The sequence below is a fragment of the Streptomyces griseobrunneus genome (assembly GCF_046713465.1).
GTDB classification, from domain to species: Bacteria; Actinomycetota; Actinomycetes; order Streptomycetales; family Streptomycetaceae; genus Streptomyces; species Streptomyces microflavus.
Map to the genome: position 1 here is coordinate 1,779,145 of NZ_CP177080.1, position 24,900 is coordinate 1,804,044.

A 24,900-nucleotide genomic window follows, 5' to 3' on the forward strand; every position below is an offset into this window, starting at 1 on the left:
GGCTGCGACACGAGCCCTGAAACGCACGCGGCCCCTGTTCTCCGGCGGACCGGGGAGCAGAGGCCTCGTACGTGTTCGGTACGGGATCCCTACGCGTCGATGCGCGAGCGGTCCAGGGTCGCCGCCGAGCTGGTGATGAACTCCTTGCGGGGCGCGACCTCGTTGCCCATCAGGAGGTCGAAGACCTGCTCGGAGGATTCCAGATCCCCGATGTTGATCCGGCGCAGCGTGCGGTGGCGCGGGTCCATCGTGGTCTCGGCGAGCTGGTCGGCGTCCATCTCACCCAGGCCCTTGTAGCGCTGGATGGACTCCTTGATCCGGACGTTCTTGCGCTGGAACTCCAGCAGGGCCTGGCGCAGCTCGTTGTCCGAGTACGTGTACACGTACTTGTCCTGGCCCTTCTTGGGCTGGACAAGCTCGATCCGGTGCAGCGGGGGCACCGCGGCGAAGACCCGTCCGGCCTCGACCATCGGGCGCATGTAGCGCTGGAAGAGGGTCAGCAGCAGGGTACGGATGTGGGAGCCGTCCACATCGGCGTCGGTCATCATGATGACCTTGCCGTAGCGGGCGGCGTCGATGTCGAAGGTCCGGCCGGACCCGGCTCCTATGACCTGGATGATGGCGCCGCACTCAGCGTTCTTCAGCATGTCCGAGACGGACGACTTCTGGACGTTGAGGATCTTGCCGCGGATCGGCAGCAGCGCCTGGAACTCACTGTTCCGGGCCAGCTTGGCGGTGCCGAGCGCCGAGTCGCCCTCGACGATGAAGAGCTCGCTGCGCTCGACGTCGTCGCTGCGGCAGTCGGCGAGCTTGGCGGGCAGCGAGGAGGACTCCAGCGCGGTCTTGCGGCGCTGGGCGTCCTTGTGCTGGCGGGCCGCGATCCGCGTACGGGCGGCCGCGACGGCCTTCTCCAGCACCGACCGGGCCTGTGCCTTGGCATCCCGCTTGGTGGAGGTCAGGAACGCCTTGAGCTCCTTGGCGACCACGGCCGCGACGATCCGGTTGGCCGCCGAGGTGCCGAGCACCTCCTTGGTCTGCCCCTCGAACTGCGGCTCCGCCAGCCGTACGGTGACGACGGCGGTGAGCCCTTCGAGGGCGTCGTCCTTGACCACGTCGTCCTCGGCGACCCGCAGCATCTTCGCGGAGCGGAGCGCTTCGTTCACCGTCTTGGTGAGGGAGCGCTCGAACCCGCTGATGTGGGTGCCGCCCTTGGGGGTGGCGATGATGTTGACGAACGACCTGACAGTGGTGTCGTAGCCGGTGCCCCAGCGCAGCGCGATGTCGACGCCGAGCTCCCGGGTGACCTCGGTCGCGGTCATGTGGCCACGGTCGTCGAGGACCGGGACGGTCTCCTTGAACGTACCCGTGCCGGTCAGCCGCTGGACGTCGCAGACCGCCTTGTCCTGCGCCAGGTACTCGCAGAACTCGCTGATGCCGCCGTCGAAGCGGAACGTCTCCTCGGTCTTGCCCTCGCCGTCGGCGCCCCGCTCGTCGCGGACGACGATCGTGAGCCCGGGGACGAGGAAGGCCGTCTGGCGGGCACGCTGGTAGAGCGTCTCCAGGTTGAGCTTGGCGTCCTTGAGGAAGATCTGCCGGTCCGCCCAGTACCTGACCCTGGTACCGGTACGGGCCTTGGGGACCCGCTTCCCCTTGCGCAGGCCGTTGGCCGGGTCGAAGGGGCTGTCGGGGCCCTGCTCGGTGAACATGCCCGGGACCCCGCGCCGGAAGCTGATGGAGTGGGTCGCGCTGTTGCGGTCGACCTCGACGTCCAGACGGGCGGAGAGGGCGTTGACCACGGAGGCGCCGACGCCGTGGAGGCCGCCGGAGGCCGCGTAGGAGCCGCCGCCGAACTTACCTCCGGCGTGCAGCTTGGTCATGACGACCTCGATACCGGAGAGCCCGGTCTTGGGCTCCACGTCCACGGGGATGCCGCGGCCGTTGTCCCGGACCTCGACGGAGGCGTCGTCGTGGAGGATGACCTCGATGAGGTCGCAGTGGCCTCCGAGGGCCTCGTCGACGGAGTTGTCGATGATCTCCCAGAGGCAGTGCATGAGGCCGCGGCTGTCGGTCGACCCGATGTACATCCCGGGGCGCTTGCGGACCGCCTCGAGCCCTTCGAGGACGAGAAGGTGCCGCGCGGTGTAGTTGGAGCTGTCCCGGTCGCCGCCTGCTGCGGTCAGCATCGCGGTGGACGGCACGGACGTATCGGCGGTCACGCGGTTCGCTCCTCGCTGAATTTCATCTGGGCCCCATGTGGGTATCACGGTCGGCTTCGGTTGCCGCTGAGAGCCTACAGAGGCCTGGTAGAGCGGTTGTAACGCCACCCTCGGGGAATCCTCATGCTAGTCGAGCTTCATCCGGGCTCGCATGGATGTTCGATCATTCGTCGGAGTGACGTGCACATCACGTTCCCTTCGAGGCATGAACCATTTAGGCTCCGGGCACGTCCTCATGAACAAACCGGCAAGCCGGCCGGCGGGACCCACCCCCAAGACATGCAATGCGAAACCGTAGCGCTCCGCATACGGCACATTCGCCGCCAACCGGCAACTGACAGCCATCCCGAGAAGAAGTTTCGAAGAAAAGCCACGAGCGGGAACGTTTTCGGCCTGGTTGGATGTTGACCCTGGTACGACAGCTCGTCGAGCTAGAGAAGAGGCGACGTGACTACTGTTCTGACCCCCGCGAGCCCGCTGACCGCAGCAGACCGCTGTGACCGTTGCGGCGCCCAGGCCTATCTGCGCGTCGTCCTGATCAGCGGCGGTGAACTGCTCTTCTGCGCCCACCACGGGCGCAAGTTCGAGCCGGAACTCAAGAAGATCGCCGCGGAAATACAGGATGAGACGGATCGGCTCAACGCCGTGCAGGCGACTGCTGCCGACGAGGAACAACACTGACACCTCGCATCCACGACGAGCCAGGGGCCGGTCCAGGACCGGCCGACGGGCGGCACCCCCACCGGGGGCGCCGCCCGTTCTCGTTCCCGTGGGGGGGGCGGGCCTCGCTCAGATGCGGCCCTCGGCCCACTTCACGGCGGCGGAGACCCGGGTGTACACCCCGGGGCTGCCGACGCGCCCGCAGCCGCTCCCCCACGACACCAGGCCGATGAGCCGCCCACGGGCCACCAGCGGCCCGCCGCTGTCGCCCTGGCACGCGTCCCGCCCACCCGCCGGATCGCCCGCACAGAGCATCCCTGAGGCGTCGTACGTGCCCTCATGGCCGCCCGGGTAGGCTCGGGCGCACTCGCTGTCCGGCAGGACCTGGACCCGGGCGGAGCGCAGCACGGAGGCGTACGTACCGCTTCCGGTCGTGTCCCCCCACCCGTAGACCGCCGCGGCCGTCCCGGCCCGGTACGCCTCGTCCCCGGACCGGGCCATCGGGATGACGCTGCTCTTCGGCAGAGCCCGGGACAGCGTCAGCACCGCGAGGTCTCCGGCATTGGTGGCGGGGTCGTAGGCCGGATTGACCCAGACCCCCCGGACCGGGATCTCCTGGCCCGTCGTGTCACTCAGCCGGTCCCTCCCGGCGATGACGCGCAGATCCCTCACCCGGCTCACGGGGCCGCCGAGCGCCTCTTCACCCAGACAGTGGGCGACCGTCAGGATCTTCGTGGGCGCGACGGCGACACCGCCGCAGAACTGGCCCGCGCGCGCTCCTCCGAACCGGTCACGGCTCGACAGGGCCACCGCCCAGGGGCTGTCCGCCACCGGGGCGGGCTGACCGCCGACGACGACGCTGTCCGCGGCCGCCGGGAGCGGCAGCACGGCGGCCGCGGCGGTCAGGGCGAGGACCCCGGTCAGGGCACGGAAGACGGGACGGGGCATGAAGGCTCCTGACACTGAGGTGGCAATGGTCCACCCAGCGTGATCCAGCCCATCCCCCTCCGCACCCGCGGACACGCCGGAGGGCCCGGTTCCCTGGGGGGATCCGGGCCCTCGGCCGGTGAAACTCCCGCTCTAGTCGAGGTAGTCGCGCAGGACCTGCGAACGCGACGGGTGACGGAGCTTCGACATCGTCTTCGACTCGATCTGACGGATGCGCTCACGCGTCACGCCGTAGACCTTGCCGATCTCGTCCAGCGTCTTCGGCTGGCCGTCGGTGAGACCGAAGCGCATCGAGACCACGCCGGCCTCACGCTCGGAGAGCGTGTCCAGCACCGAGTGCAGCTGCTCCTGGAGGAGCGTGAAGCTGACCGCGTCCGCCGGGACGACCGCCTCGGAGTCCTCGATCAGGTCACCGAACTCGCTGTCGCCGTCCTCACCGAGCGGGGTGTGGAGGGAGATCGGCTCACGACCGTACTTCTGGACCTCGATGACCTTCTCAGGGGTCATGTCGAGCTCCTTGGCCAGCTCCTCCGGGGTGGGCTCACGGCCCAGGTCCTGGAGCATCTGGCGCTGCACGCGCGCGAGCTTGTTGATGACCTCGACCATGTGCACCGGGATACGGATGGTGCGGGCCTGGTCGGCCATGGCGCGGGTGATCGCCTGACGGATCCACCAGGTGGCGTACGTGGAGAACTTGTAGCCCTTGGTGTAGTCGAACTTCTCGACCGCGCGGATCAGCCCGAGGTTGCCCTCCTGGATCAGGTCCAGGAAGAGCATGCCGCGGCCGGTGTAGCGCTTGGCCAGGGAGACCACCAGGCGGAGGTTGGCCTCCAGCAGGTGGTTCTTGGCCCGCCGGCCGTCCTCGGCGATGATCTCCAGCTCGCGCTTGAGCTTCGGTGCGAGCTTGTCGGCGTTGGCCAGCTTGTCCTCGGCGAAGAGACCCGCCTCGATGCGCTTGGCGAGCTCGACCTCCTGCTCGGCGTTGAGGAGGGGAACCTTGCCGATCTGCTTGAGGTAGTCCTTGACCGGGTCGGCGGTGGCGCCGGCGACGGCGACCTGCTGGGCAGGCGCGTCGTCCTCGTCGTCGTCGGAGAGGACGAAGCCCTTGTTCTCGCCCTCGCCCTCCTCTTCCTCGCCCTTGCCGGCCTTGACCTCTTCGACGGCCTCGTCACCGTCGAGCAGCTCGTCGTCCTGCTTGCCGGACTTCTTCGCCGCTGTCTTCTTGGCCGCCGTCTTCTTCACGGCGGTCTTCTTGGCAGCCGTCTTCTTGGCTGCCGCCTTCTTCGCGGGGGCGGCCGCGACGGCGTCGCCGGCCACCGCGTCCGCGCTCTCGGCCGCCGGGGCGGCGGTGGCCGCGACGGTCCTCGTCACGGTGGTCTTCGCCGCGACAGTCTTGGTGGCGGTGCGCTTGACCGGGCTCTTCGCTGCGACGCTCTTGCGGGCGCGCTTCGGCGACTCCGCGGCACTGACCATCAGCGTCACACCCTCTTCCTCGAGGATCTGGTTGAGGCTGCGCAGAACATTCTTCCACTGGGTTGGCGGAATCTGGTCAGCCTCGAAGGCCCGACGCACGTCATCGCCGGCGATCTGCCCATCAGCCTTTCCCCGCTCGATGAGCGCCATCACAGACTCGGACTCGGCGATCTCCGGCGGGAGCGTACGGGATGTGCTGGCCGACACGAACAACCTCTCGGAACGATGGAAACGGCTTCCGGCCCTGCCCTGGAGAGGGCGGGAACCGACGACCGTCGACTGGGGATGTCGTCGACGGCGCGGGTTTGGCCTCGGAACTGAACAGCGCGCCCAAGGGCTGCTGTATTCCTTCCGCGGCGGTCACCTCTTAAGTCATCGCGCTGCTTCGAGGAGTGTTACGCCCAATCCGCGTGGCCCGAGTCACACCCCATTCGCGACGAACCGTGCCAGGGCAGGCATCCCCTCACAATTGTGCCGCCGGACCCGTGCGGTCCGGCGGCACAGAGCCTGCGCACCCCGGCGGTGGACCGGTCAGTGCTCGCGCGGCGCGGGAACCACACGCTCCACGTCGGGGTGGACGACGAGCAGTTGGCGCATGGCCGACTCGGCGGCCGCGGAGTCACCGGAAGCCAGGGCGTCGACGATGCGCGCGTGGTGGGCGAGCGAGGCCTCGCCCGGGCGGTCACAGCCGGTGACCGGGCCGCCGGAGACATGCAGGGCGGCCGAGACGATGCCGGAAAGGTGTTCGAGCATCCGGTTGCCCGCGGCCTGGATGAGCAGGGCGTGGAACTCCGCGTCGGCGCGGGAGAAGGTGATCGCGTCCCCCTGCCCCATCGCGTGACCCATGATCTCCACCATGTCGCCGAGGCGCTGCTGAAGATCTTCCCGGCCGTGACCGGCGGCGAGACGGGCGGCGAGCGGCTCGATGGTCCAGCGCAGCTCGGCCAGCTCACGGCGCTGGCCGTCGCGCTGCGGACCGAAGGCGCGCCATTCGATGATGTCGGGATCCAGCAGGTTCCAGTCGCTGACCGGACGGACCCGCGTACCCACATTGGGACGGGCACTGACGAGTCCCTTGGCTTCGAGGACGCGCAGGGACTCGCGTACGACGGTGCGGGAGACCTCGAAGCGCTGGCCGATCTCCTCGGGAACGAGGGGGCGGTCCGCGCCGAGGTCGCCGGAGACGATCATCTGGCCCAGCTGCTGGACGAGTTGGCCGTGGAGGCCGCGCCCGCGGCTGGCCGCTCCCCGCCGGCTCGCCCGCCCCAACTCCGAATCGGAACCGCCCCAGGGCCGGGCCGCGGCGCGATCGCCGGCCAGCGCCTCCGAATACGGATAGCGATCGAGTTCGCCCGAGCCGGCCAGGCCGGAATCGGCGGAGCGGGCGGCGGTCATCATGGTGTGCGCAAGGGTACTCACGCATCCTTTGTCGGCGTGGCTCGCCCACCCCTTGAGGTCTTTGGTGAAAAGCACACGAAAGGGTGATCGGCGCCCGCGCCGCAATTGACGCCATACATGCATGAAGCAGTCATTTCCTAGGGAGTTACGGACCCCTCTCCCCGGCTCCGGTCCGCGGCGATCACCAACGCACCTTTCCGCGAAGGCTGGTGAACAGATACGCGCAGATCAGGGCCGACAACGACAGGGCGAGCGCGGCGCCCACGGGCTGCGCCACCACCCTCGCGACGGCCAGGACCCAGCGGTCCGCCTCCTGCGGCAGCTGCCACCAGGCCAGTTCACGCAGCCGGCCGGGAAGCCCGGTGACCGAACGCGCGGACGGAGCGGCGAACACCTTCTGCACCAGCGGAACCACCAGCACCGGGACAGCCAGTACGGCGGCGATCCCGGCCCCGGCCACCCGGAAGACCCCCGCCGCCAGCAGCCCCGCCCAGGCGCAGCCCACCGTCAGGCACGCCCAACTCGCGCCCAGCACGACGGCATTGTCCGGAACGGTGATCAACTCGGGCCCGTAGAAGAGCCGGAGGCCCTGTGCGCCGCAGACCACGGCGAGGAGGGCCAGCAGGAGCGCGAACCCCGCGGTCACCGCCAGCTTGGCCAGCAGCAGGCCGATTCGCCGGGGCACGGTCCCGCGCCCTGCGGCGAGCGCCGGGTAGCGGAACTCGTCCCCGAAGGACAGGGCGCCCAGGATGCCCGCGCCCAGGGCGGCGGGAGGCAGCGGCAGCAGCTCGGGCCAGGCGGCGAGCGCGCGGGGCAGGGGGGTGCCGCCGGTGCGGGCCAGCAGGACGGAGAGCCCGGCGGAGACCAGCAGGACGGAGGCCATGATCAGGGTCGTCGTCCGGACGCCGAGGGAGCGCCGCAGTTCGTACCGCAGTGGGCGCAGCGGCCCCCGTGCGGGTCGGGCCCGGATCGGCGGCGGCAGTTCGGAGAGGGCGACGGCGGAGGGCTGCCGCACCCCGCCCTCATCCTCCGGCGGGGCGGCGGGGCCGGTGTCGCCGATCTCGTCGGCGAGTTGGTGCACGGGGACGCCGTGCCGGAACGCGGTGTCCCCGACCTCGGCGCAGGTGGAGCCGTACACGGTCAGCAGGCCGCCGGCTTCGGGGACCACCTCGACCGATCGCTGCGCGGCCCGCGCTTCTCTGCTGACGACCGCGGCGAGCCGGGCCGCGTGCGGGGTCCGGACGGCGACCCGGGGGCGGAGCCGGGTACGGGCGAAGTCGGCGACATCCTGGTCCGCGAGGAGGCGGCCGCCGTCGACGGTGACGACGCGATCGGCGGTGCGGGCGGCCTCCTTGGGGTCGGCGGTGGCGTACAGGACCGTTCCGCCCTGCGCCGCGTGGGCGCGCAGCAGCCCGTACAACCAGCTGTTCTCGCGCGGGGAGAGCCCCTCGGCGGGTTCGTCCAGGACGAGGGTGTGCGGGTCCCCGAGCAGGGCGGAGGCGAGGCCGAGCCGACGGTCCATCCCCACCGACAGGGTGCCGAGACGCTGGTCCCCGAGCCCGGCGAGGCCCACGACTTCGAGCATCTCGTCGGCTCTGGCCGCAGGCGTCCCGGCGGCCGCACAGAGCATCCGGAGCTGTCCGCGGGCCGTGCGGGAGGGGTGCCCCGGTACGTCGCCGAGCAGCACACCCACTTCGCGCGCCGGGTGGGCGATGCGGTGCAGCGGCCGGCCGCGGAAGTAGGCGACGCCCCGCCCGGAATCGAGTTCGAGCATCAGACGCAGGGCCGCGGTCTTGCCCGAGCCGGGGGCGCCCAGCAGGGCGGTGACGCGACCGGGCGGGGCCTCGAAGGTCAGGTCGTCCACGGCGGGCGGAGCGTCGCGACGGGGGGTGCTGGTGAGTCCGATGGCCTGGAGCATCGCTTATCTCGCGTTCTCTCACGGAAGGTGAGACCGCTCGGCGGCAGAGGGGTACCGCAGCAACATAACGCGACATTTCAGACTTTTGGTGCAGCAGTGTGCCCGCGGGTGTTCCGCTCCTCAGGACTCGGGGCCGACTCGGACTTCCGGCAGCGGCCTCAGACTTCCGGCCGCAGCATCGGCGGATTGAGCACCGTGGCCGCACCGGCCCGGAACAACTGCGCGGGCCTGCCGCCCTGTCGCGTGGTGGTTCCGCCGGAGGGCACCAGGAATCCGGGGGTGCCGGTGACCTTGCGGTGGAAGTTACGGGGGTCGAGGACCACACCCCACACCGCCTCGTACACCCGGCGCAGCTCCCCGACCGTGAACTCCGGCGGGCAGAACGCCGTGGCCAGCGAGGAGTACTCGATCTTGGAGCGAGCGCGCTCCACTCCGTCGGCGAGGATCCGCGCGTGGTCGAACGCGAGCGGCGTCGCCGGCTCGCCCTCCCGCCCGGTGCCGGGGCGCAGGAGGTCCTCGACGGGAGCCCAGCGCGCACTGTTGGCGTCCCCGCCCGCACGGGGTGCGGGCAGATCCGGCGCGAGGGCGAGGTGAGCGACGCTGACGACCCGCATCCGGGGATCCCGCGCCGGGTCCCCGTAGGTGGCCAGCTGTTCGAGGTGCGCGCCGTTGCCCGCGGCGGGCTTCGCCGGATCGTGGGCGCACAGCCCCGTCTCCTCGGCCAGTTCGCGCGCCGCCGCGGATCCGAGGTCCTCGTCGGTCCTGACGAAGCCGCCGGGCAGCGCCCACCGGCCCTGGAAGGGGGTTTCCCCGCGGCGGACCACCAGCGCGCAGAGCGCGTGGCGGCGCACCGTGAGCACGACCAGGTCCACGGTGACGGCGAAGGGCGGGAAGGTCGACGGGTCGTAGGGCGGCATGCCGCGATCATAGTCGTCTGCCTGACGATAAACACTCCCTTCGGTGCTCCGGTGATCAGGGAAAACCCCGGTACGGCCGGATCCGGCCGTACGCGTCGAGCAGGTCCGCACCGGGCGGTGCCATCAGCGGGCGTGCACCCCCGAACGGCACGGACCCGCCTCCGGGAAGGCCCGCTTCCCGCCGTGCGGCCTGGCCATCGCTCTCAGCGGCGCGTCCCGGTGCCCCGTCGGCCGTACCGCCTCACGTCCCGCATCCGGCGCCCGGTCGCCGGCGTCCCTGGCCGGGCGGCAACGGACCGAGTGGCGGCGGACCGAGTCGCGGCGGGCCGGGTGGCGACGGGCCGTCCTGTCGTCTGCGTCGGCGTCGTCCCTCCCGCGTCCGTGGCCCGGCGCCCGCTCACGCTCCCGCGCCTGCGTTCCCGGTTAACCGACGGCCTGACCCTGCGGACATGAAGGGCAGGCCCCCTGATCGCCCCGGCCTCCGCCGACGGCCCGCCCTCCTCGGTGTCCGCGGTCGCATCCTCCGGCCCTCCGTCGTCACCGTCGTCACCTCGCAGACAGCGGCGCAGCGTCTCCGGATCCAGCCCCTCGTTGCAGGCCCGGTGCAGCAACTGCGCGAAGGTGTACTCCGGGTCGGCACGGAGCGCCATGGCCAGAGCGACCCGCGCGCCGGGCTCGTCACCGGTGGACCAGGAGACCCAGCCGGCCAGGGTGAGCGGGGCGGCCGCGTGTTCGCCGTACGGTCCGACGCAGCGGCGGGCGAGCGTTCGCCAGAGCCTGAGGGCGGACAGGCCGTCGGGGCCCTCCATCCAGACCGCGGCCTTGTCACGGGTCTCCCGGTCCTGGAGTCCGAGAATGACGGCGGCGGCTTCGTCGTCGCTGATCAGCTGGTCGTCCCCGAAGTCGGAGACGGCTTCCGGAGCGGGCCGCGTCCGCCCGAGGCGGGCGATGAGTGTGCGGGCGAGCGCCAGGGTCTCCTTCGCCACCTCGGCCTTCGCCCGCTCGTCGAGGATCCGGGGGACCAGCGACGGGAGGGCCCGGTCCAGCGCCTGCTGCTGCCCGGATGCCGCCTCCGGTGTCTGCCAGGGAGCGAGCCGCGCCTCCATGTCGCGCAGCGTCCCCCGTACCTGGATCCCCGCGTAGGCGGCGGCCGCGGCCATCACCGTCGTACCCGGCATGGCCAGGGGATTTCCCTGGTCCGGGCAGCACCGGCCGTCTGGACAGCAGTACGACCAGTAGCGGCCGTCCGAGATGCAGAGCGCTTCGAGCACGGGTACGTCGAGCGCCCCGCACGCCGTGCGCAGGCTCTGGGCGAACGGCCGCAGCCGCTCCATGGTCCGGCGGCCGCTCTCGCCGTCGGTCGAGTCCTGGCAGAGGAAGATCACGATCCCGTCGGGCCGCCCCTCACGGCGCTCGCTCCCCGAGATCAAACTCTCCGCAAGCTGATCGGCGACCGGCCCCCATTCGCCGGGCGCCTTCGGAATGCCGAGCCGGAGCCGGCCGCCGAACCGGCCTCGGCCGCCGTGCAGGGCGACCATGACGACGCTGTCGTCGGGATGGAAGCCCATCAGATAAGGGAGGGCATCGGCCAGTTCGGCGGGGCCTCGCAGGGTGATCTGCTGACTGTCGGCAGGACCGGTGGATTCGTGGTGCTTGTTCATGGCTCGACGGTCCCGTGCCCCGCCGAATCCCGCGACCCCTGTGGATAACGTTATCCACAGGCCCGCCCCGCCGTTCGCGGTTTGTGGTCGCCATCGGGTTGCATGGGGGGATGACCAACGCAGACCGTGCAGCGCTCAGGGCTTCGGCCGACTCCGTTCTCACCCGCCTCGTCGGGGATGCCACGGGTGAGGCCCGGCTGCGCGAGGACCAGTGGCTGGCGATCGAAGCGCTCGTCGCCGACAAACGCCGGGCTCTGGTCGTCCAGCGCACCGGGTGGGGCAAGTCCGCCGTCTACTTCGTGGCGACCTCGCTGCTGCGCGCGCAGGGCAGCGGCCCGACCGTGATCGTCTCGCCGCTGCTGGCGCTGATGCGCAACCAGGTCGCGGCGGCCGCGCGGGCGGGGATCAGCGCCCGCACGATCAATTCGTCCAACACGGAGGAGTGGGAGAGCGTCCAGGACGAGGTGGCCGCCGGTGAGGTCGATGTCCTGCTGGTCAGCCCCGAGCGGCTGAACAATCCCGATTTCCGGGACCAGGTGCTGCCCCGGCTCGCCGCCGCGACCGGGCTGCTGGTGGTCGACGAGGCGCACTGCATCTCCGACTGGGGGCACGACTTCCGGCCGGACTACCGGCGGCTGCGGACCATGCTCGCCGACCTCCCCGCCGGTGTTCCGGTCCTGGCCACCACCGCCACGGCGAACGCCCGCGTGACGGCGGACGTGGCGGAACAGCTGGGTACGGGCGCGGGCACGGACGCCCTGGTCCTGCGCGGTCCGCTGGACCGGGAGAGCCTGAGCCTCAGCGTGCTCCGGCTGCCGAACGCGGCGCACCGGCTGGCCTGGCTGGGCGACCACCTCGGGGAGCTCCCCGGTTCCGGGATCATCTATACGCTGACGGTCGCGGCGGCCGAGGAGGTCACGGCCTACCTGCGCCAGAACGGTCATCCGGTCGCGTCCTACACCGGCCGGACCGAGAACGCGGACCGGCAGCAGGCGGAGGACGACCTGCTGGCCAACCACGTCAAGGCGCTGGTCGCCACCTCCGCGCTGGGCATGGGGTTCGACAAGCCGGACCTGGGCTTCGTCGTGCACCTGGGCTCGCCCTCCTCCCCCATCGCCTACTACCAGCAGGTCGGGCGCGCGGGGCGCGGGGTCGAGCACGCCGAGGTGCTGCTGCTCCCCGGCAAGGAGGACGAGGCGATCTGGCAGTACTTCGCCTCGGTCGCCTTCCCTCCCGAGGAGCAGGTGCGCCGCACCCTGGACGTCCTGGCCGGGTCGGAGCGGCCGCTCTCCCTTCCCGCGCTGGAACCCCTGGTCGATCTCCGGCGGACCCGACTGGAGACGATGCTCAAGGTGCTGGACGTCGACGGTGCGGTGAAGCGGGTCAAGGGCGGCTGGATCTCCACCGGCGAGCCGTGGGTATACGACTCCGAGCGCTATGCCTGGGTCGCCCGGCAACGGGCCGCCGAGCAGCAGGCCATGCGGGACTACGCCACCACGACGGCGTGCCGGATGGAGTTCCTGCGGCTGCGGCTCGACGACGAGGAGGCGACCGCCTGCGGGCGCTGTGACAACTGCGCGGGTGTCCGCTTCGACGACAAGGTCTCCACCGCGGCCCTGGACGGCGCCCGCAGCGAACTGGGCCGCCCGGGAGTGGAGGTGGCCCCCCGCAAGATGTGGCCCACCGGTCTCTCCGCCGTGGGCGTCGACCTCAAGGGGCGCATCCCTGCCGGTGAACTCTCCTCCACCGGCCGGGCGCTCGGCCGCCTCTCCGACATCGGCTGGGGCAACCGGCTGCGCCCCATGCTGGCGGCTCAGGCACCGGACGCGCCGGTGCCGGACGACGTCACCGACGCCGTGGTCACCGTGCTCACGGACTGGGCGAAGGGCCCCGGCGGCTGGGCCTCCGGCGCACCGGACGCCGCGCCCCGGCCGGTCGGTGTGGTCACCGTCGCCTCGCGCCGTCGGCCGCAGCTGGTCGAGTCCCTCGGCCGACGCATCGCCGAGATCGGCCGGATGCCCCTGCTCGGGACGGTGACGTACGCCCCGGGCGCCGAGGATATGACGATGTCGCAGACCAACAGCGCGCAGCGGGTGCGGGCGTTGCACAAGGCCCTGACCGTCGAGCCGGAGCTGGCCGAGGCACTGAAGTCCGCCGGCGGTCCTGTCCTGCTCGTGGACGACCTTTCCGACACCGGCTGGACGCTGGCCGTCGCCGCGCGGCTGCTGCGGCGGGCCGGAGCCCAGGGGGTGTGTCCGCTGGTCCTCGCGGTCCAGGCGTGACGGCAGGCGTCATCCGGACCGGGGCTGGGCAGGGATATCAGTGTCATTCCGGCTGATTCCCGTCAGCCGCACCAATTGCTCGTTGCCGCCTGCCGATACGCCAGGAAGAATTGGGACTGCTCCCGCACAGTTCCTCGTCGGGCCCGGAAGGGCTGTGCCGCGGCGCGCCCTCACTCGACCCTGCCCGCACCATGGGCGCGTAGCGAAGGGAGGACCATGACCTTCGGATTCGCCCCGTCCGCAGCCACTTCCACAGCGGCGTTCTCGGCATCTCCGGGTTCCGCGGACTCCGTCAACCGCCTTGCCCGGATGCTCGAACCCGCCGAGTGGGCCTCGGCGGGCATACCGCTGCTGCGCAGCCCGCGGGAGGTCGTCAGCGGGCTGCACTCCCGGCACCGGCCGACGCCTGCCACCGCCGTGGTCGCGGTCCTCGATCATGAGGAACGGCTCACGGCGAGCGCCTCGTTCGTGCGCCGGGACACGGTCGCGGCGGACGGCTGGGATTTCCGCAATGCCCTGCTGGCGCATCTGCGGCGCGTCATCCCGCACGATCTGCGGCGCCGCACTCCGGTGCGTACCGCCGTGCTGCTCTACTGCCGTGACGGCGACGAACGGTGGACCGAGGAGGACGGGGCCTGGATGTGGGGCCTGCGGGACGCCTGCACCCTGCACGGTCTCCGGTGCGGTGCGTACATCACCCTGACCGGCGGGGGCTGGCAGGTCCTCGGCGAGGGGCGCGGCGGACGGCGGCCCAGTTCGCTGTCGGAGCCGGCCTCGCTGGCCGACACTGTCGCCGAACAGCAGCCCGCTCTGACGCGGACGGGTGGCGGGGCGGCGGAGGCGCTGCGCCGCTCGGCCGCCCGGTGACCGGGCGGCGCCGAGCATCCGTCCGGCCGGAGTGCCGGGCGCCCGAGCGGGCAGCCGGCACTCCGGCCGGACGGTTCAGACTCCCGCGCCGAGTGCGGAGTTGATCGTCTGCGGGTCTCCGCAGGCGATCAGCAGCGCGTCGGCACGCTCACGCGCGACGGGCAGCGCACGGGCGACGGTGCCATCGGCATCCCCGTTGACCGCTACGACGACCACGGGCCGGGGCTTCGCCCGGTCGACCGCTGAGGCGTCCGCGAAGAAGACGTCGTCACCCGCGTCCTGCTGGGCCCAGTAGGCGGCTTCGCCGAAGGACAGCTCGTGGGCGGCCCACGGGTGCTGCTCGCCGGTGGTGAGCACCAGGATGTCGCCCGGTGCCCGGCCGGACTCCAGCAGCAGGTCGACCGCCTCCTCCGCCGCGTCGAGGGCGCCGTCGGCCGGGGCCGGGATCAGCTGGAGCTGCGGTGCGGAACGATTCTCCGGCCGGCTCGGAACGCCCTTGGGCGCTGCGGGCACGGGTGCGGGTGCGGGCTGTGCGCGCTGTGCCGGAGGCGTGGGGCGCGCGGGGCCGGGGCCCGGACGTCCGGGGCGCGGCGTGGCCGCGGAACGCGGACCTGGTACGGGACGGGGGGTCGGCGCGGTACGGCCGGCGGCCGGAGCGACGCGGGGACCCTGGGCACTCTCGTGAATCTGAGGCTCCTGGGGAAGAAAGGGAAGAAAAGCAGGAAGGTGGTCTGTCGTGGGCCGACGTGGTCCGTCGGCATCGCTGGAGGGCGCCTGCGCGCGATCAGAATTCGAAGCCGAGCTGGCCCCCGCTTTCGAGTGCGGCCGCCTCGGCGGAAAAACGGACCTTCTTCAGGTGCTGCCACCGGGGCAGCGCGTCCAGGTACGCCCAGGAGAGGCGGTGATGGGGCGTGGGCCCCCGCTCCTCCAGTGCGGCCCGGTGCACGGGCGAGGGGTACCCCGCGTTGGCACCGAAGGCGAAGTCTGTGTACTCCTCGGACTCCCCGCCCAGTTCGGCCATCATCCGGTCGCGGTACACCTTGGCGATGACCGAGGCGGCCGCCACCGCGATGCAGGACTGGTCGCCCTTGATGACCGTACGGACCTTCCAGGGGGCTCCCAGATAGTCGTGCTTGCCGTCGAGTATCACGGCGTCGGGCCGCACCGGCAGCCCTTCCAGGGCCCGTACGGCGGCGAGCCGGAGTGCCGCGGTCATGCCGAGGTCGTCGATCTCCTGCGGAGAGGCGTGACCCAGGGCGTGGGCGGTGACCCAGCTCTCCAGCAGGGGGGCGAGTTCGGCACGCCGCCGGGGCGTCAACAGCTTGGAATCGGTGAGGCCTTCGGGCGGTCGGCGCAGACCGGTCACCGCGGCACACACGGTGACGGGTCCGGCCCACGCCCCGCGTCCTACCTCGTCGACACCGGCAACGGTCCTGGCACCGGTGGTAGCGCGAAGCGAGCGCTCGACGGTGTGCGTGGGTGGTTCGTACGGCATGGCGCCAGCCAGCGTACGCCGAGAGCGACGGCAGCAACACCCCGGGGCACCGTGCACACCGAGTTTCGGCCGACAGGCGCCGGGCCGGGGTGGGATCAGTAGGGGTCGTAGTCGTCGTGGTCCTGCTCGTAGCCTTCCCGCTCGCCCTCCCGTACGCCGTCCGTGCCCAGCCCGTAGCAGGTGCGGCGGTCGGTGTTCGCGGGGCGCTTCCGGAGGATCTCCTCGGCCCTGGCCTCGCCCCAGCTGGTGGCGTACCAGGGGGAGCCGGAGCTGCGCAGTTCGCCCTGGATGACCCGGAGAGCACAGGAGCGCTGCGGTTCCGGCAGCTTGTCCAGAGCGGGGACGGCGTCGGCGGAGAGGTCCTTGAGGTAGTCGATGTCGATCGAGGTGCGGTCGTACCCGAAGCGCTGGACGTTCTGCTGGGCGACCACCGCGTCCGGGGAGATCAGCCCGAAGGCCAGTACGGCGGCCGCGGCGCTGACCGCGATCGCGCGGGGCAGGAACCTGGCGCCGAAGACCCCGGCGGCGAGGATCAGGACCAGCACCACCCCGAGCCAGAGTTCCATCGCGGCCACGGAGATCCGGAGCCTGGTCAGCCCGTACTCGTCGACGTACAGGTCCATGCGGCGCAGCGCCGAGGCGACGACGACCAGGGTGAGCACGCAGAGGGTGCCCAGCACGGCGCGCACCAGCGTCCGGTCCCGGCTGCCGCCGCGCGGCGCCCAGCGCAGGGCCAGGGCGATCACGAGGAGGGTGAGGAGGGTGGCCCAGAGCAGCTGCCAGAAGCCCTGGCGGGCGTAGTCGGCGTGGGTGAGCCCGGTCTCCTCGTGCACCTTGTCGTAGCCCCCGAGGAGCACCACGAGCTGGAGGGTGATGAACGCGGCGAAGAGCAGGTCGAGGACGATGAGCGGAAGGGCCCACTCCGCACGTCCTCGGGGCTTGCCCGGCTTGACGGTGAGCCCGTCCCAGCGCACCGGTGCGGCGGCGGTGCGGGCGGCGGCCAGCGCGCCCACCAGTCCCACGAGGAAGAGGAACGTGCGCAAGGGGCCGTCGACGATCGACACATCGGGGATGAGCCGGCCCAGCAGGTCGGCGAAGTTGGCGTCCGCGCCGGCGAAGAGCGTCCCGAACACCACGAGGAGCCCGACGGCCACGGCCGAGGTGCGTACGGCGGTGACCCAGCGTCCCCGGGAGTCGTCGGCCCGCTCCCGTACCCCGCGCCAGCCCCAGCGGATCCCGGGTACGACCGAGTCCAGGGTGCCCACGGAACCGAGCAGTACGCCGAGCCAGCTCCGGCTGCCGTGCAGCGCGAGCGAGCCCAGGGCGAAGGCCGAAACGACGGCCAGGAAGGTCGGCCAGCTCGCGTCCAGGAGCGCCGGCACCGCGAGCAGGGCGAGGCCGCCGACTGCCCAGGTGGCGGTCCAGGGCCGCAGCCGACGGCCGGCGGCCCGCGCCGCGAAAGCGGCGGCCAGGGCGGCGGGCACAGCGACGATCAGCAGGTTCACACCGAGGCCGTCGCCGAGCAGGAGCGCGCTGAGGACGGCGGTGGCCAGGACGGCCCAGAGGACGGCGAGCGGGATCAGGGGCGGTGCGGCCGGACGCAGCTTGGCCGTAGCGCCGGGGCGCTTGACCGGGGGCTGCCAGGGGCGTCCGGGCTGCCAGGTCTGCTGCGCCCCCTGGGCCCGCTGCCGCTGGGCGGGGAGGTACGCGGGGGTGGCCGGGGGCTCGACGCCCTGGGCCGCGTAGGGGCTCGGCTGCGGGGCCGGTGGCCGGGGTACGGCTGTCTCCTTGGCCGGGGATGCCTGCTCCGGGGACGCCTGCTCCGGGGACGGCGACGGTGACGGCGATTGCGGGTTCGGCGGGGCGTCGGCCGGCGGACCTGACGCCTCGGCCGACTCCGGCGACCCTGGCTTCTGTTCGGACATGGGACCCCTCCCCCTCCGGGCACCCGCGCGCGGCCTCGGGCGGCGCGCGGTCCCGGCATCTCATTCGGCGCGCGCCCGTGGAGATCGACCCATGAAGATCAAACAGAGGCGGCGTGGCCGAAAGAGTATTCCCGAACCGGTGTTCGCGAACACTCAGAGTGAGGCTGTGGCAGGACCGTGACAGTCGCCCCGGCGTCGGTCCGCCCGCCGGAGCGGACGGACGGCCGTGCGGTCAGTGGTGCGCCGGGACGAGCCAGCCGGGAGGTTCCTCGGTCTGTGCCAGCCATGCGGCGGGCGGGGCCCCGGCCGTCCCCGCGGCGACGACGCCCCCGACGATGGCGCAGGTCGTGTCGACGTCGCCCCCCGCCTGGGCGGTCACCCAGAAGGCCTCCTCGAAGTCGCCGAGGCTCCTGGCCGCCGACCAGAGGGCGAACGGGACGGTGTCGTGAGCGCTCGTGCGGCGGCCGTTGCCGAGGACCGCGGCGACCGTGCCGGCGTCCTTGTAGTCCAGCATGTCGCGGGCCCTGCGCAGCCCGGCGCCGACCGCGCTGCGGGGCACGAGGGCGATCACGCCGTCCAGGAGATCCTCGGGCTTCGGCGGCCCGGCCGGGGCCGCGGCGAGCGAGGCGGCCGCCGCGACGGCCATCGCACCGACGACGGCCTCACGGTGCTGGTGCGTGGTGTACGAGGAGATCTCGGCCTGGTGGGTGGCCTGCTCCGGGTCGTCCGCGTACCAGGCGCCGAGCGGGGCGATCCGCATGGCCGAGCCGTTGCCCCACGAGCCCTGCCCGTTGAAGAGCGCCGAGGCCAGCTCGCGCCAGTCCCCGCCCTCCCGCACGAGCCGGAGCAGCCGGTTCACGGCGGGCCCGTAGCCCCGGTCGAAGTCGTGGTTCTCGGCGAAGGAACGGGCGAGTGCGTCCTGGTCGATACGGCCGTGGGCGGCGAGCACGGCCAGGACCGAGGAGGCCATCTCGGTGTCGTCGGTCCACTGCCAGGGGCCAGGAGGCAGGACGCGCTGTTTGAGCAGCGGGTAGTTGACCGGGACGAAGAACTGGGAGCCCAGGGCGTCTCCCACGGACAGGCCACGCAGGCTGGCCAGGGCGCGTTCGAAGCGCCGCTCGGAAGCAGAATCAACGGTCATCGCCCTGCCACTCTATCCGGTGCGGCCGTACGGCTCAGGGGTGCGCCAGCGCTGAAAGGGCCGGTCGAGGGTGTAGCGGCCGTTCTCGCCGAGGAGCAGGGTCCTCGTCTCGGCGTTGCCCGGGTTGGAGAGCGATTCGAACTCGGCCACCGACCAGTGGAACCAGCGCATGCAGAACAGCCGCATCGTCAGACCGTGGGTGACCAGCAGGACGTTCTCCGGATGGCCGGGGTCCTCGAAGCTGCGGTGCAGGCTCTCCAGGAACGCGCCCACCCGGTCGTACACGTCCGCGCCGGACTCCCCCTGGGCGAAGCGGTAGAAGAAGTGCCCGTAGGCGTCCCGGTAGGCCTTCTGGAGCCGTACGTCGTCCCGGTCCTGCCAGTTGCCCCAGTCCTGCTCGCGCAGCCGGGGTTCCTCGCGGACCCGGACCCGGGCGGGGTCGAGGTCGAAGGCCCGGAACGTCTCGTGGGTGCGCCGGTAGGGCGAGATGTAGACGCTGACCTGTTCCTGGCCGAACTGCTCGCGCAGGAGTGCCCCGGTCTCCCCCGCCTGCCGCCGGCCCGTCGCGGTGAGCCGGAGCGCGTGGTCGGGCTCCCGCTCGTACACCGTGTCGTCGGCGTTGCCCTCGGACTCGCCGTGCCGGACGAGGACAATGCGCTGCGGTCGTGCCATGCACCGACCCTAGGTGGTGGACGTCGATTCCGCGTGGTCCGAAGAGACCACGCGTCATGGAAGAGACCACGCGTCATGCAGGAAGACCGGTGTCAGACCGTCCAGGAGGGTTCCAGCTCCACGACGTCCCCGGACAGGGCGGCCACGTCCGTCTCGGTCTGCGCGCGGGCCGCCAGGCGCTCCGCCCCGTCGGCTCGGTACTTGCCCCGCTCGGCGCTCGATTTCCACATGGAGATCACCAGGAACTCGTTGCCGGGGGCCTCGCCGAAGACGCCGCGCACGATCCCGGGGGAACCGGCCATCGCCGGGTTCCACACCTGCTTCTGCATCAGCGTGAAGTGCTCGGCCCGGTCCTCGTGAACGCTGCTGTGCGCGACCCTGACGACGTCCACGTCCGTGAACTCGGGCTCGAAACCCGTCTTCACGTCGAACCGCCGCTCGAAGAGCATGACCTGCATGTCGCGGAACGTGCCCGCCTGTCCGGTCGCCGGCCGGTCGTGGCCGCGGGCCATGAAGGAGTCGTAGAAGACGCGGTTGTCCCAGAACGCGAAGACATGGGCGACATCGGGGCGTGTTCGGCTCCACCCGCCGCCCTGCCCCCTGAACCCCGGCTCGCCGAGCAGCCCCGCCCACTTCCGCTGCCCCCGCTCGAAACCATGACGGTCCACCACGGAACAGCGAATCCACTTCACCAGCACCGCGCCATCGTACGGCGCGGAACGTGGCCTGGGTCACGGTCGCCCGCGGATCACCCGGGCCGGATCCCCCCACTGAACACACGAAGCGCACGGTGCCCATGGCCCGAATCCGCCGTCCACCACAGGGGCAGTTGGCGGCGGGGCCCGTTCCGTACATGATCGGGTGATGAGAACGGTCCATGGACCGTCGGCCAGGAGGGGAAGTCCGGTGAGCACTCCGAACAAGGACATCGAGAAGGTCGAAGTACGGATCAAATGGGACCCCAGCCCGCACGGTGAACCGGCCAACGACCTCGACATCATCGCGGCCACCTACCCGGCGGACGCACCGTACGGCAGCCCCTCGTACCTGGTGCATTTCGACAGCCGTTCGCCGGACGGCACCATCACGCTGAACCGGGACAGCAGGACCGGCCAGGGGTTCGGATTCGACGAGGTCATGACGATCGAGCTGGACCGGCTCGCGGACACCTACAGCCGGGTGGTCGTCGGCGTCGCCATCCAGCAGCGCGAGGGCCGCAAGACCTTCGGAGAGGTCGGCAGCACCGCGGTGCAGATACTGGAGGGCTACACCAGCCTGCTGGAGGACGATTTCGCGAGCGTCGCCCGGTCGACGGCGGCGGTCGTCGGGGAGTTCTCCCGTACCGGTTCGGGGCAGTGGGCGTTCCGCGCGGACATACGGGGCTTCGACGCCGACCCCGACGCGTTCGCCGCGGTGATGGGTAACCGCGTCTGACCGGCATCGGCCAGTTCCGGCCAATGCCGGTGGGCTCGGGAGGGGCGACCGGTCCCCCCTCCCGAGCCCGTTGGCCGGCCGTCGGGCTCGGCGGCGCGGCATCTCCGGCGGCGGGCCGGCCCGAGGGGAACGGCCATGAAGTGGATCACTTTCCGGCTGCTCGGGGGCGGGCCTGCACGATCATGAGCCGGATGGAGACTCGTTTCGTCGGAATCGCCGAGCTGGCCGAAGTCCCGTCCGTGGCGGTCGTCGTCGACGTCATGCGCGCGTTCACCGTGGCCGCCTGGGCCTTTGCCCGGGGTGCGGAGAAGATCGTTCTCGCCGAGTCGCTGGACGACGCTCTGGTGCTCACGGCCCGCCACCCGGAGTGGGTGGCGCTCAAGGACGGGCCGCCCGCGCCCGGGTTCGCGATGGTCAACTCGCCGGGCCTGCTGCGCTCGGCCGACCTCGGCGGGCGGACCGTCGTGCAGAAGACCACGGCGGGGACGGTCGGCGCTCTCGCGGTCAAGGACGCGTCGCTGGTGCTGTGCGCCGGCTTCGTGGTCGCGGAGGCGACGGCCCAGCTCCTGCGGGCACGCGGGAGTGGCAGTGTCACGTTCGTGGTCACCGGCGAGGACGGCCGGGCCGATGAGGATCTGGCCTGCGCGCAGTACATCGCCGGGCGGGCCACCGGGGCCGCAACGGATGCCGCCGGTTTCCTCCGTCGCGCCGCCGCGTCACGCGCCGCCACCGAGCTGGCGGAGGGGGTACGTCAAGGCGTCCACCCCGATGACATCGCGCTCTGTCTCGAGCTCGACCGGTTCCCGTTCGCCATGGTGGCCGCCCTGGAGGACTCGCTGATGGTCCTGCGTCCGTACGCCGCACCCTGATCACCGCAGATCCGGGAACCGAGCGGATCCGGGAACCGAAGAGGGCGCCGACCCGTGGTCGGCGCCCTCTCTCATCTACTGCTCAGCTCGGTGTCAGCTGCAGCCGCTGGTCGAGCCGCAGCCCTCGCAGATGTAGCAGGAGCCGGCGCGCTGCATCTTCGTACCGCACGAGAAGCACAGCGGGGCGTCCGCGCTGATGCCCAGCTGCATCTCCACCAGCTCGGCCGAGGTGTGCGCCGTCGCCGGAGCCGGCTTCTCGGCGGACTCGCGGGGAGCCGCCACCGCCCTCAGGGGTTCGGGCTGCACCGGGGCCGACTGGGCCAGGCTCTCGGAGTCCACACCATCCGCCTCGAAGGACGGCTCGTACGAACCGGTGTCGAGGTGGCGCTGGCGCTCGTCGGCGGAGTGGATGCCGAGGGCGGAACGGGTCTCGAAGGGCAGGAAGTCGAGCGCCAGGCGGCGGAAGATGTAGTCGACGATCGACTGTGCCATCCGCACGTCCGGGTCGTCCGTCATACCGGCCGGCTCGAAGCGCATGTTCGTGAACTTCGAGACGTACGTCTCCAGCGGGACGCCGTACTGCAGACCGACCGAGACGGCGATGGAGAAGGCGTCCATCATGCCCGCGAGGGTCGAGCCCTGCTTGGACATCTTCAGGAAGACCTCACCGAGACCGTCGTCCGGGTAGGAGTTGGCGGTCATGTAGCCCTCGGCGCCGCCCACCGTGAAGGAGGTGGTGATGCCGGGACGTCCCTTGGGCAGACGCTTGCGGACCGGGCGGTACTCGACGACCTTCTCGACCGCCGTACGGATGGTCTCCTCGGCCTTCGCGGTGACCGCTTCCTTCTCCTTGTCCTTGGTCTTGGCGGAGAGGGGCTGGCCGACCTTGCAGTTGTCGCGGTAGATCGCGAGCGCCTTGACGCCCAGCTTCCAGGCCTCGAAGTAGACCTCTTCGACGTCCTCGACGGTGGCCGTCTCGGGCAGGTTGACCGTCTTGGAGAGCGCACCGGAGATCCACGGCTGGATGGCCGCCATCATCCGGACGTGGCCCATCGCGGAGATGGAACGCTCGCCCATCGCGCAGTCGAAGACCTCGTAGTGCTCGGCCTTCAGGCCCGGGGCGTCGATCACATTGCCGTTGTCGGCGATGTGGGCGACGATCGCCTCGATCTGCTCCGGCTGGTAGCCCATGCGGCGCAGGGCCTGCGGCACCGTGCCGTTGACGATCTGCATCGAGCCGCCGCCGACCAGCTTCTTGAACTTGACCAGGGCGAGGTCGGGCTCAAGTCCTGTGGTGTCGCAGGACATCGCGAGACCGATGGTGCCGGTGGGCGCGATGACCGAGGCCTGCGCGTTGCGGAAACCGTTCTTCGCTCCGAGCCGGATCACGTCCTGCCAGGCTTCCGTCGCCGCCGCCCAGACGGGGGCGTCCAGGTCGTCGGTGCGGATGGCCTTGGCGTTGGCGTCGGAGTGCTGCTTCATGACGCGCTGGTGCGGCTCGGCGTTACGGGCGTAGCCGTCGTACGGGCCCACGACCGCGGCGAGCTCGGCGGAGCGCTTGTACGAGGTGCTGGTCATCAGCGAGGTGATGGCACCGGCCAGGGCGCGGCCGCCGTCGCTGTCGTACGCGTGGCCGGTCGCCATCAGGAGGGCGCCGAGGTTGGCGTAACCGATGCCCAGCTGGCGGTAGGCGCGGGTGTTCTCGCCGATCTTCTGCGTCGGGAAGTCCGCGAAGCAGATCGAGATGTCCATCGCGGTGATGACCAGCTCGACGACCTCGGAGAAGCGCTCGGACTCGAAGGACTGGTTGCCCAGGCCGTCGTCCTTGAGGAACTTCATCAGGTTGAGCGAGGCGAGGTTGCACGAGGTGTTGTCCAGGTGCATGTACTCGCTGCACGGGTTCGAGCCGTTGATCCGGCCGGACTCCGGGCAGGTGTGCCAGGCGTTGATGGTGTCGTCGTACTGGATGCCCGGGTCGGCGCAGGCCCAGGCGGCCTCGGCCATCTTGCGGAAGAGGGTCTTGGCCTCGACCTCTTCGATGACGTCGCCGGTCATCCGGGCGCGCAGCCCGAACTTGGAGCCGGCCTCGACGGCCTTCATGAACTCGTCGTTCACGCGGACCGAGTTGTTGGCGTTCTGGTACTGGACGGACGTGATGTCGTCGCCGCCCAGGTCCATGTCGAAGCCCGCGTCACGCAGGGCGCGGATCTTCTCCTCCTCCCTCACCTTGGTCTCGATGAAAGCCTCGATGTCGGGGTGGTCGACGTCGAGGATGACCATCTTGGCCGCACGCCGGGTGGCGCCACCGGACTTGATGGTTCCGGCGGAGGCGTCGGCACCGCGCATGAAGGAGACCGGTCCCGAGGCGTTGCCGCCGGAGGAGAGGAGCTCCTTGGAGGAGCGGATACGGGAGAGGTTCAGGCCGGCGCCGGAGCCGCCCTTGAAGATCATGCCCTCTTCCTTGTACCAGTCGAGGATCGACTCCATGGAGTCGTCGACGGCCAGGATGAAGCAGGCGGAGACCTGCTGCGGCTGGGGCGTTCCGACGTTGAACCAGACCGGGGAGTTGAAGCTGAAGATCTGGTGCAGGAGGGCGTGGGCCAGCTCGTGCTCGAAGATCTCGGCGTCCGCGGGAGAGGCGAAGTAGCTGTTCTCCTCGCCGGCCTTCCGGTACGTCTTCACGATCCGGTCGATCAGCTGCTTGAGACCGGTCTCGCGCTGCGGCGTGCCGACAGCGCCGCGGAAGTACTTGCTGGTGACGATGTTGACCGCGTTCACCGACCAGAAGTCGGGGAACTCGACGCCACGCTGCTCGAAGTTGATCGAGCCGTCGCGCCAATTGGTCATGACGACGTCACGGCGCTCCCACGTCACCTCGTCGTACGGATGCACGCCGGGGGTGGTGTGGATGCGCTCGATACGCAGACCCTTGCTCGCCTTGGTCCCCTTGGTGCGGGAACCTCGTGCCGGGCCGCTCGCCGTCTCTGTCATGCCGCCTCCCATATGTGGGCAAAAACGCCCTGA

At 71.1% G+C, this 24,900-nt stretch carries 19 protein-coding genes; 5 read left to right on the forward strand and 14 right to left on the reverse strand.

From position 1 onward, the window contains the following. Positions 1-89 precede the first annotated feature (89 nt). Complete coding sequence (locus ACK8N7_RS07765; RefSeq protein WP_403215701.1) at positions 90-2,216, reverse strand: DNA gyrase/topoisomerase IV subunit B; 2,127 nt, start codon at positions 2,214-2,216, stop codon at positions 90-92. Between the two features lie 447 nt (positions 2,217-2,663). On the opposite strand from ACK8N7_RS07765, the gene ACK8N7_RS07770 reads away from it, so the two are divergent. Further along, on the forward strand, positions 2,664-2,897 hold the full coding sequence (locus ACK8N7_RS07770) for a DUF7455 domain-containing protein (protein WP_015611925.1): 234 nt from the start codon (positions 2,664-2,666) through the stop codon (positions 2,895-2,897). A 108-nt stretch (positions 2,898-3,005) separates the two neighbouring features. Here ACK8N7_RS07770 and ACK8N7_RS07775 read toward each other — a convergent pair whose 3' ends face one another. The 6 genes from ACK8N7_RS07775 to ACK8N7_RS07800 all read right to left on the reverse strand — a co-directional run bounded on the left by ACK8N7_RS07775 (position 3,006) and on the right by ACK8N7_RS07800 (position 11,191). After that, positions 3,006-3,824, reverse strand: coding sequence for a serine protease (locus tag ACK8N7_RS07775; protein ID WP_403215703.1), 819 nt, complete (start codon positions 3,822-3,824; stop codon positions 3,006-3,008). A 132-nt stretch (positions 3,825-3,956) separates the two neighbouring features. Next, the gene (locus tag ACK8N7_RS07780) at positions 3,957-5,504 is read right to left on the reverse strand and encodes an RNA polymerase sigma factor (protein ID WP_031125811.1); all 1,548 of its coding nucleotides are present in this window, start codon (positions 5,502-5,504) and stop codon (positions 3,957-3,959) included. 324 nt (positions 5,505-5,828) lie between these two features. Continuing rightward, a complete protein-coding gene (locus ACK8N7_RS07785) occupies positions 5,829-6,716 on the reverse strand; it encodes a FadR/GntR family transcriptional regulator (RefSeq protein ID WP_403215705.1) in 888 nt (295 codons plus the stop codon). 160 nt (positions 6,717-6,876) lie between these two features. Then, positions 6,877-8,613 carry an ATP-binding cassette domain-containing protein gene (locus ACK8N7_RS07790; RefSeq protein WP_403215707.1) on the reverse strand — a complete coding sequence of 579 codons (1,737 nt, stop codon included), beginning with the start codon at positions 8,611-8,613 and terminating at the stop codon, positions 6,877-6,879. Positions 8,614-8,771: 158 nt separating this feature from the next. Beyond that, entirely contained in the window at positions 8,772-9,530 is a 759-nt protein-coding gene (locus ACK8N7_RS07795) for an NUDIX hydrolase (protein WP_031125814.1), read from the reverse strand. Between the two features lie 203 nt (positions 9,531-9,733). After that, positions 9,734-11,191, reverse strand: coding sequence for a DUF4192 domain-containing protein (locus ACK8N7_RS07800; RefSeq protein WP_403215709.1), 1,458 nt, complete (start codon positions 11,189-11,191; stop codon positions 9,734-9,736). Between the two features lie 110 nt (positions 11,192-11,301). On the opposite strand from ACK8N7_RS07800, the gene ACK8N7_RS07805 reads away from it, so the two are divergent. Continuing rightward, a complete protein-coding gene (locus ACK8N7_RS07805) occupies positions 11,302-13,473 on the forward strand; it encodes a RecQ family ATP-dependent DNA helicase (protein ID WP_403215711.1) in 2,172 nt (723 codons plus the stop codon). Positions 13,474-13,689: 216 nt separating this feature from the next. After that, a complete protein-coding gene (locus tag ACK8N7_RS07810) occupies positions 13,690-14,340 on the forward strand; it encodes a hypothetical protein (RefSeq protein ID WP_500441645.1) in 651 nt (216 codons plus the stop codon). A gap of 75 nt (positions 14,341-14,415) precedes the next feature. Here ACK8N7_RS07810 and ACK8N7_RS07815 read toward each other — a convergent pair whose 3' ends face one another. The 6 genes from ACK8N7_RS07815 to ACK8N7_RS07840 all read right to left on the reverse strand — a co-directional run bounded on the left by ACK8N7_RS07815 (position 14,416) and on the right by ACK8N7_RS07840 (position 20,271). Then, a complete protein-coding gene (locus ACK8N7_RS07815; protein WP_500445707.1) occupies positions 14,416-15,027 on the reverse strand; it encodes a hypothetical protein in 612 nt (203 codons plus the stop codon). 97 nt (positions 15,028-15,124) lie between these two features. Further along, positions 15,125-15,835 carry a ribonuclease HII gene (rnhB, locus tag ACK8N7_RS07820; RefSeq protein WP_015611915.1) on the reverse strand — a complete coding sequence of 237 codons (711 nt, stop codon included), beginning with the start codon at positions 15,833-15,835 and terminating at the stop codon, positions 15,125-15,127. Positions 15,836-15,930: 95 nt separating this feature from the next. Further along, on the reverse strand, positions 15,931-17,760 hold the full coding sequence (locus ACK8N7_RS07825; protein ID WP_500441647.1) for a DUF4153 domain-containing protein: 1,830 nt from the start codon (positions 17,758-17,760) through the stop codon (positions 15,931-15,933). 232 nt (positions 17,761-17,992) lie between these two features. Beyond that, complete coding sequence (locus ACK8N7_RS07830; protein ID WP_403215717.1) at positions 17,993-18,901, reverse strand: ADP-ribosylglycohydrolase family protein; 909 nt, start codon at positions 18,899-18,901, stop codon at positions 17,993-17,995. 12 nt (positions 18,902-18,913) lie between these two features. Further along, positions 18,914-19,573 carry a histidine phosphatase family protein gene (locus ACK8N7_RS07835; protein ID WP_403215719.1) on the reverse strand — a complete coding sequence of 220 codons (660 nt, stop codon included), beginning with the start codon at positions 19,571-19,573 and terminating at the stop codon, positions 18,914-18,916. A 92-nt stretch (positions 19,574-19,665) separates the two neighbouring features. Continuing rightward, complete coding sequence (locus ACK8N7_RS07840; RefSeq protein ID WP_403215721.1) at positions 19,666-20,271, reverse strand: YdbC family protein; 606 nt, start codon at positions 20,269-20,271, stop codon at positions 19,666-19,668. Between the two features lie 208 nt (positions 20,272-20,479). Here ACK8N7_RS07840 and ACK8N7_RS07845 point away from each other — a divergent pair, with 208 nt between their 5' ends. Both ACK8N7_RS07845 and ACK8N7_RS07850 read left to right on the forward strand, forming a co-directional pair. Continuing rightward, entirely contained in the window at positions 20,480-21,007 is a 528-nt protein-coding gene (locus tag ACK8N7_RS07845) for a TerD family protein (protein ID WP_403215723.1), read from the forward strand. Between the two features lie 191 nt (positions 21,008-21,198). Beyond that, positions 21,199-21,876, forward strand: coding sequence for a 2-phosphosulfolactate phosphatase (locus ACK8N7_RS07850; protein ID WP_500441650.1), 678 nt, complete (start codon positions 21,199-21,201; stop codon positions 21,874-21,876). 93 nt (positions 21,877-21,969) lie between these two features. Here ACK8N7_RS07850 and ACK8N7_RS07855 read toward each other — a convergent pair whose 3' ends face one another. Then, a complete protein-coding gene (locus ACK8N7_RS07855) occupies positions 21,970-24,867 on the reverse strand; it encodes a vitamin B12-dependent ribonucleotide reductase (RefSeq protein ID WP_403215727.1) in 2,898 nt (965 codons plus the stop codon). Positions 24,868-24,900: the final 33 nt, after the last annotated feature.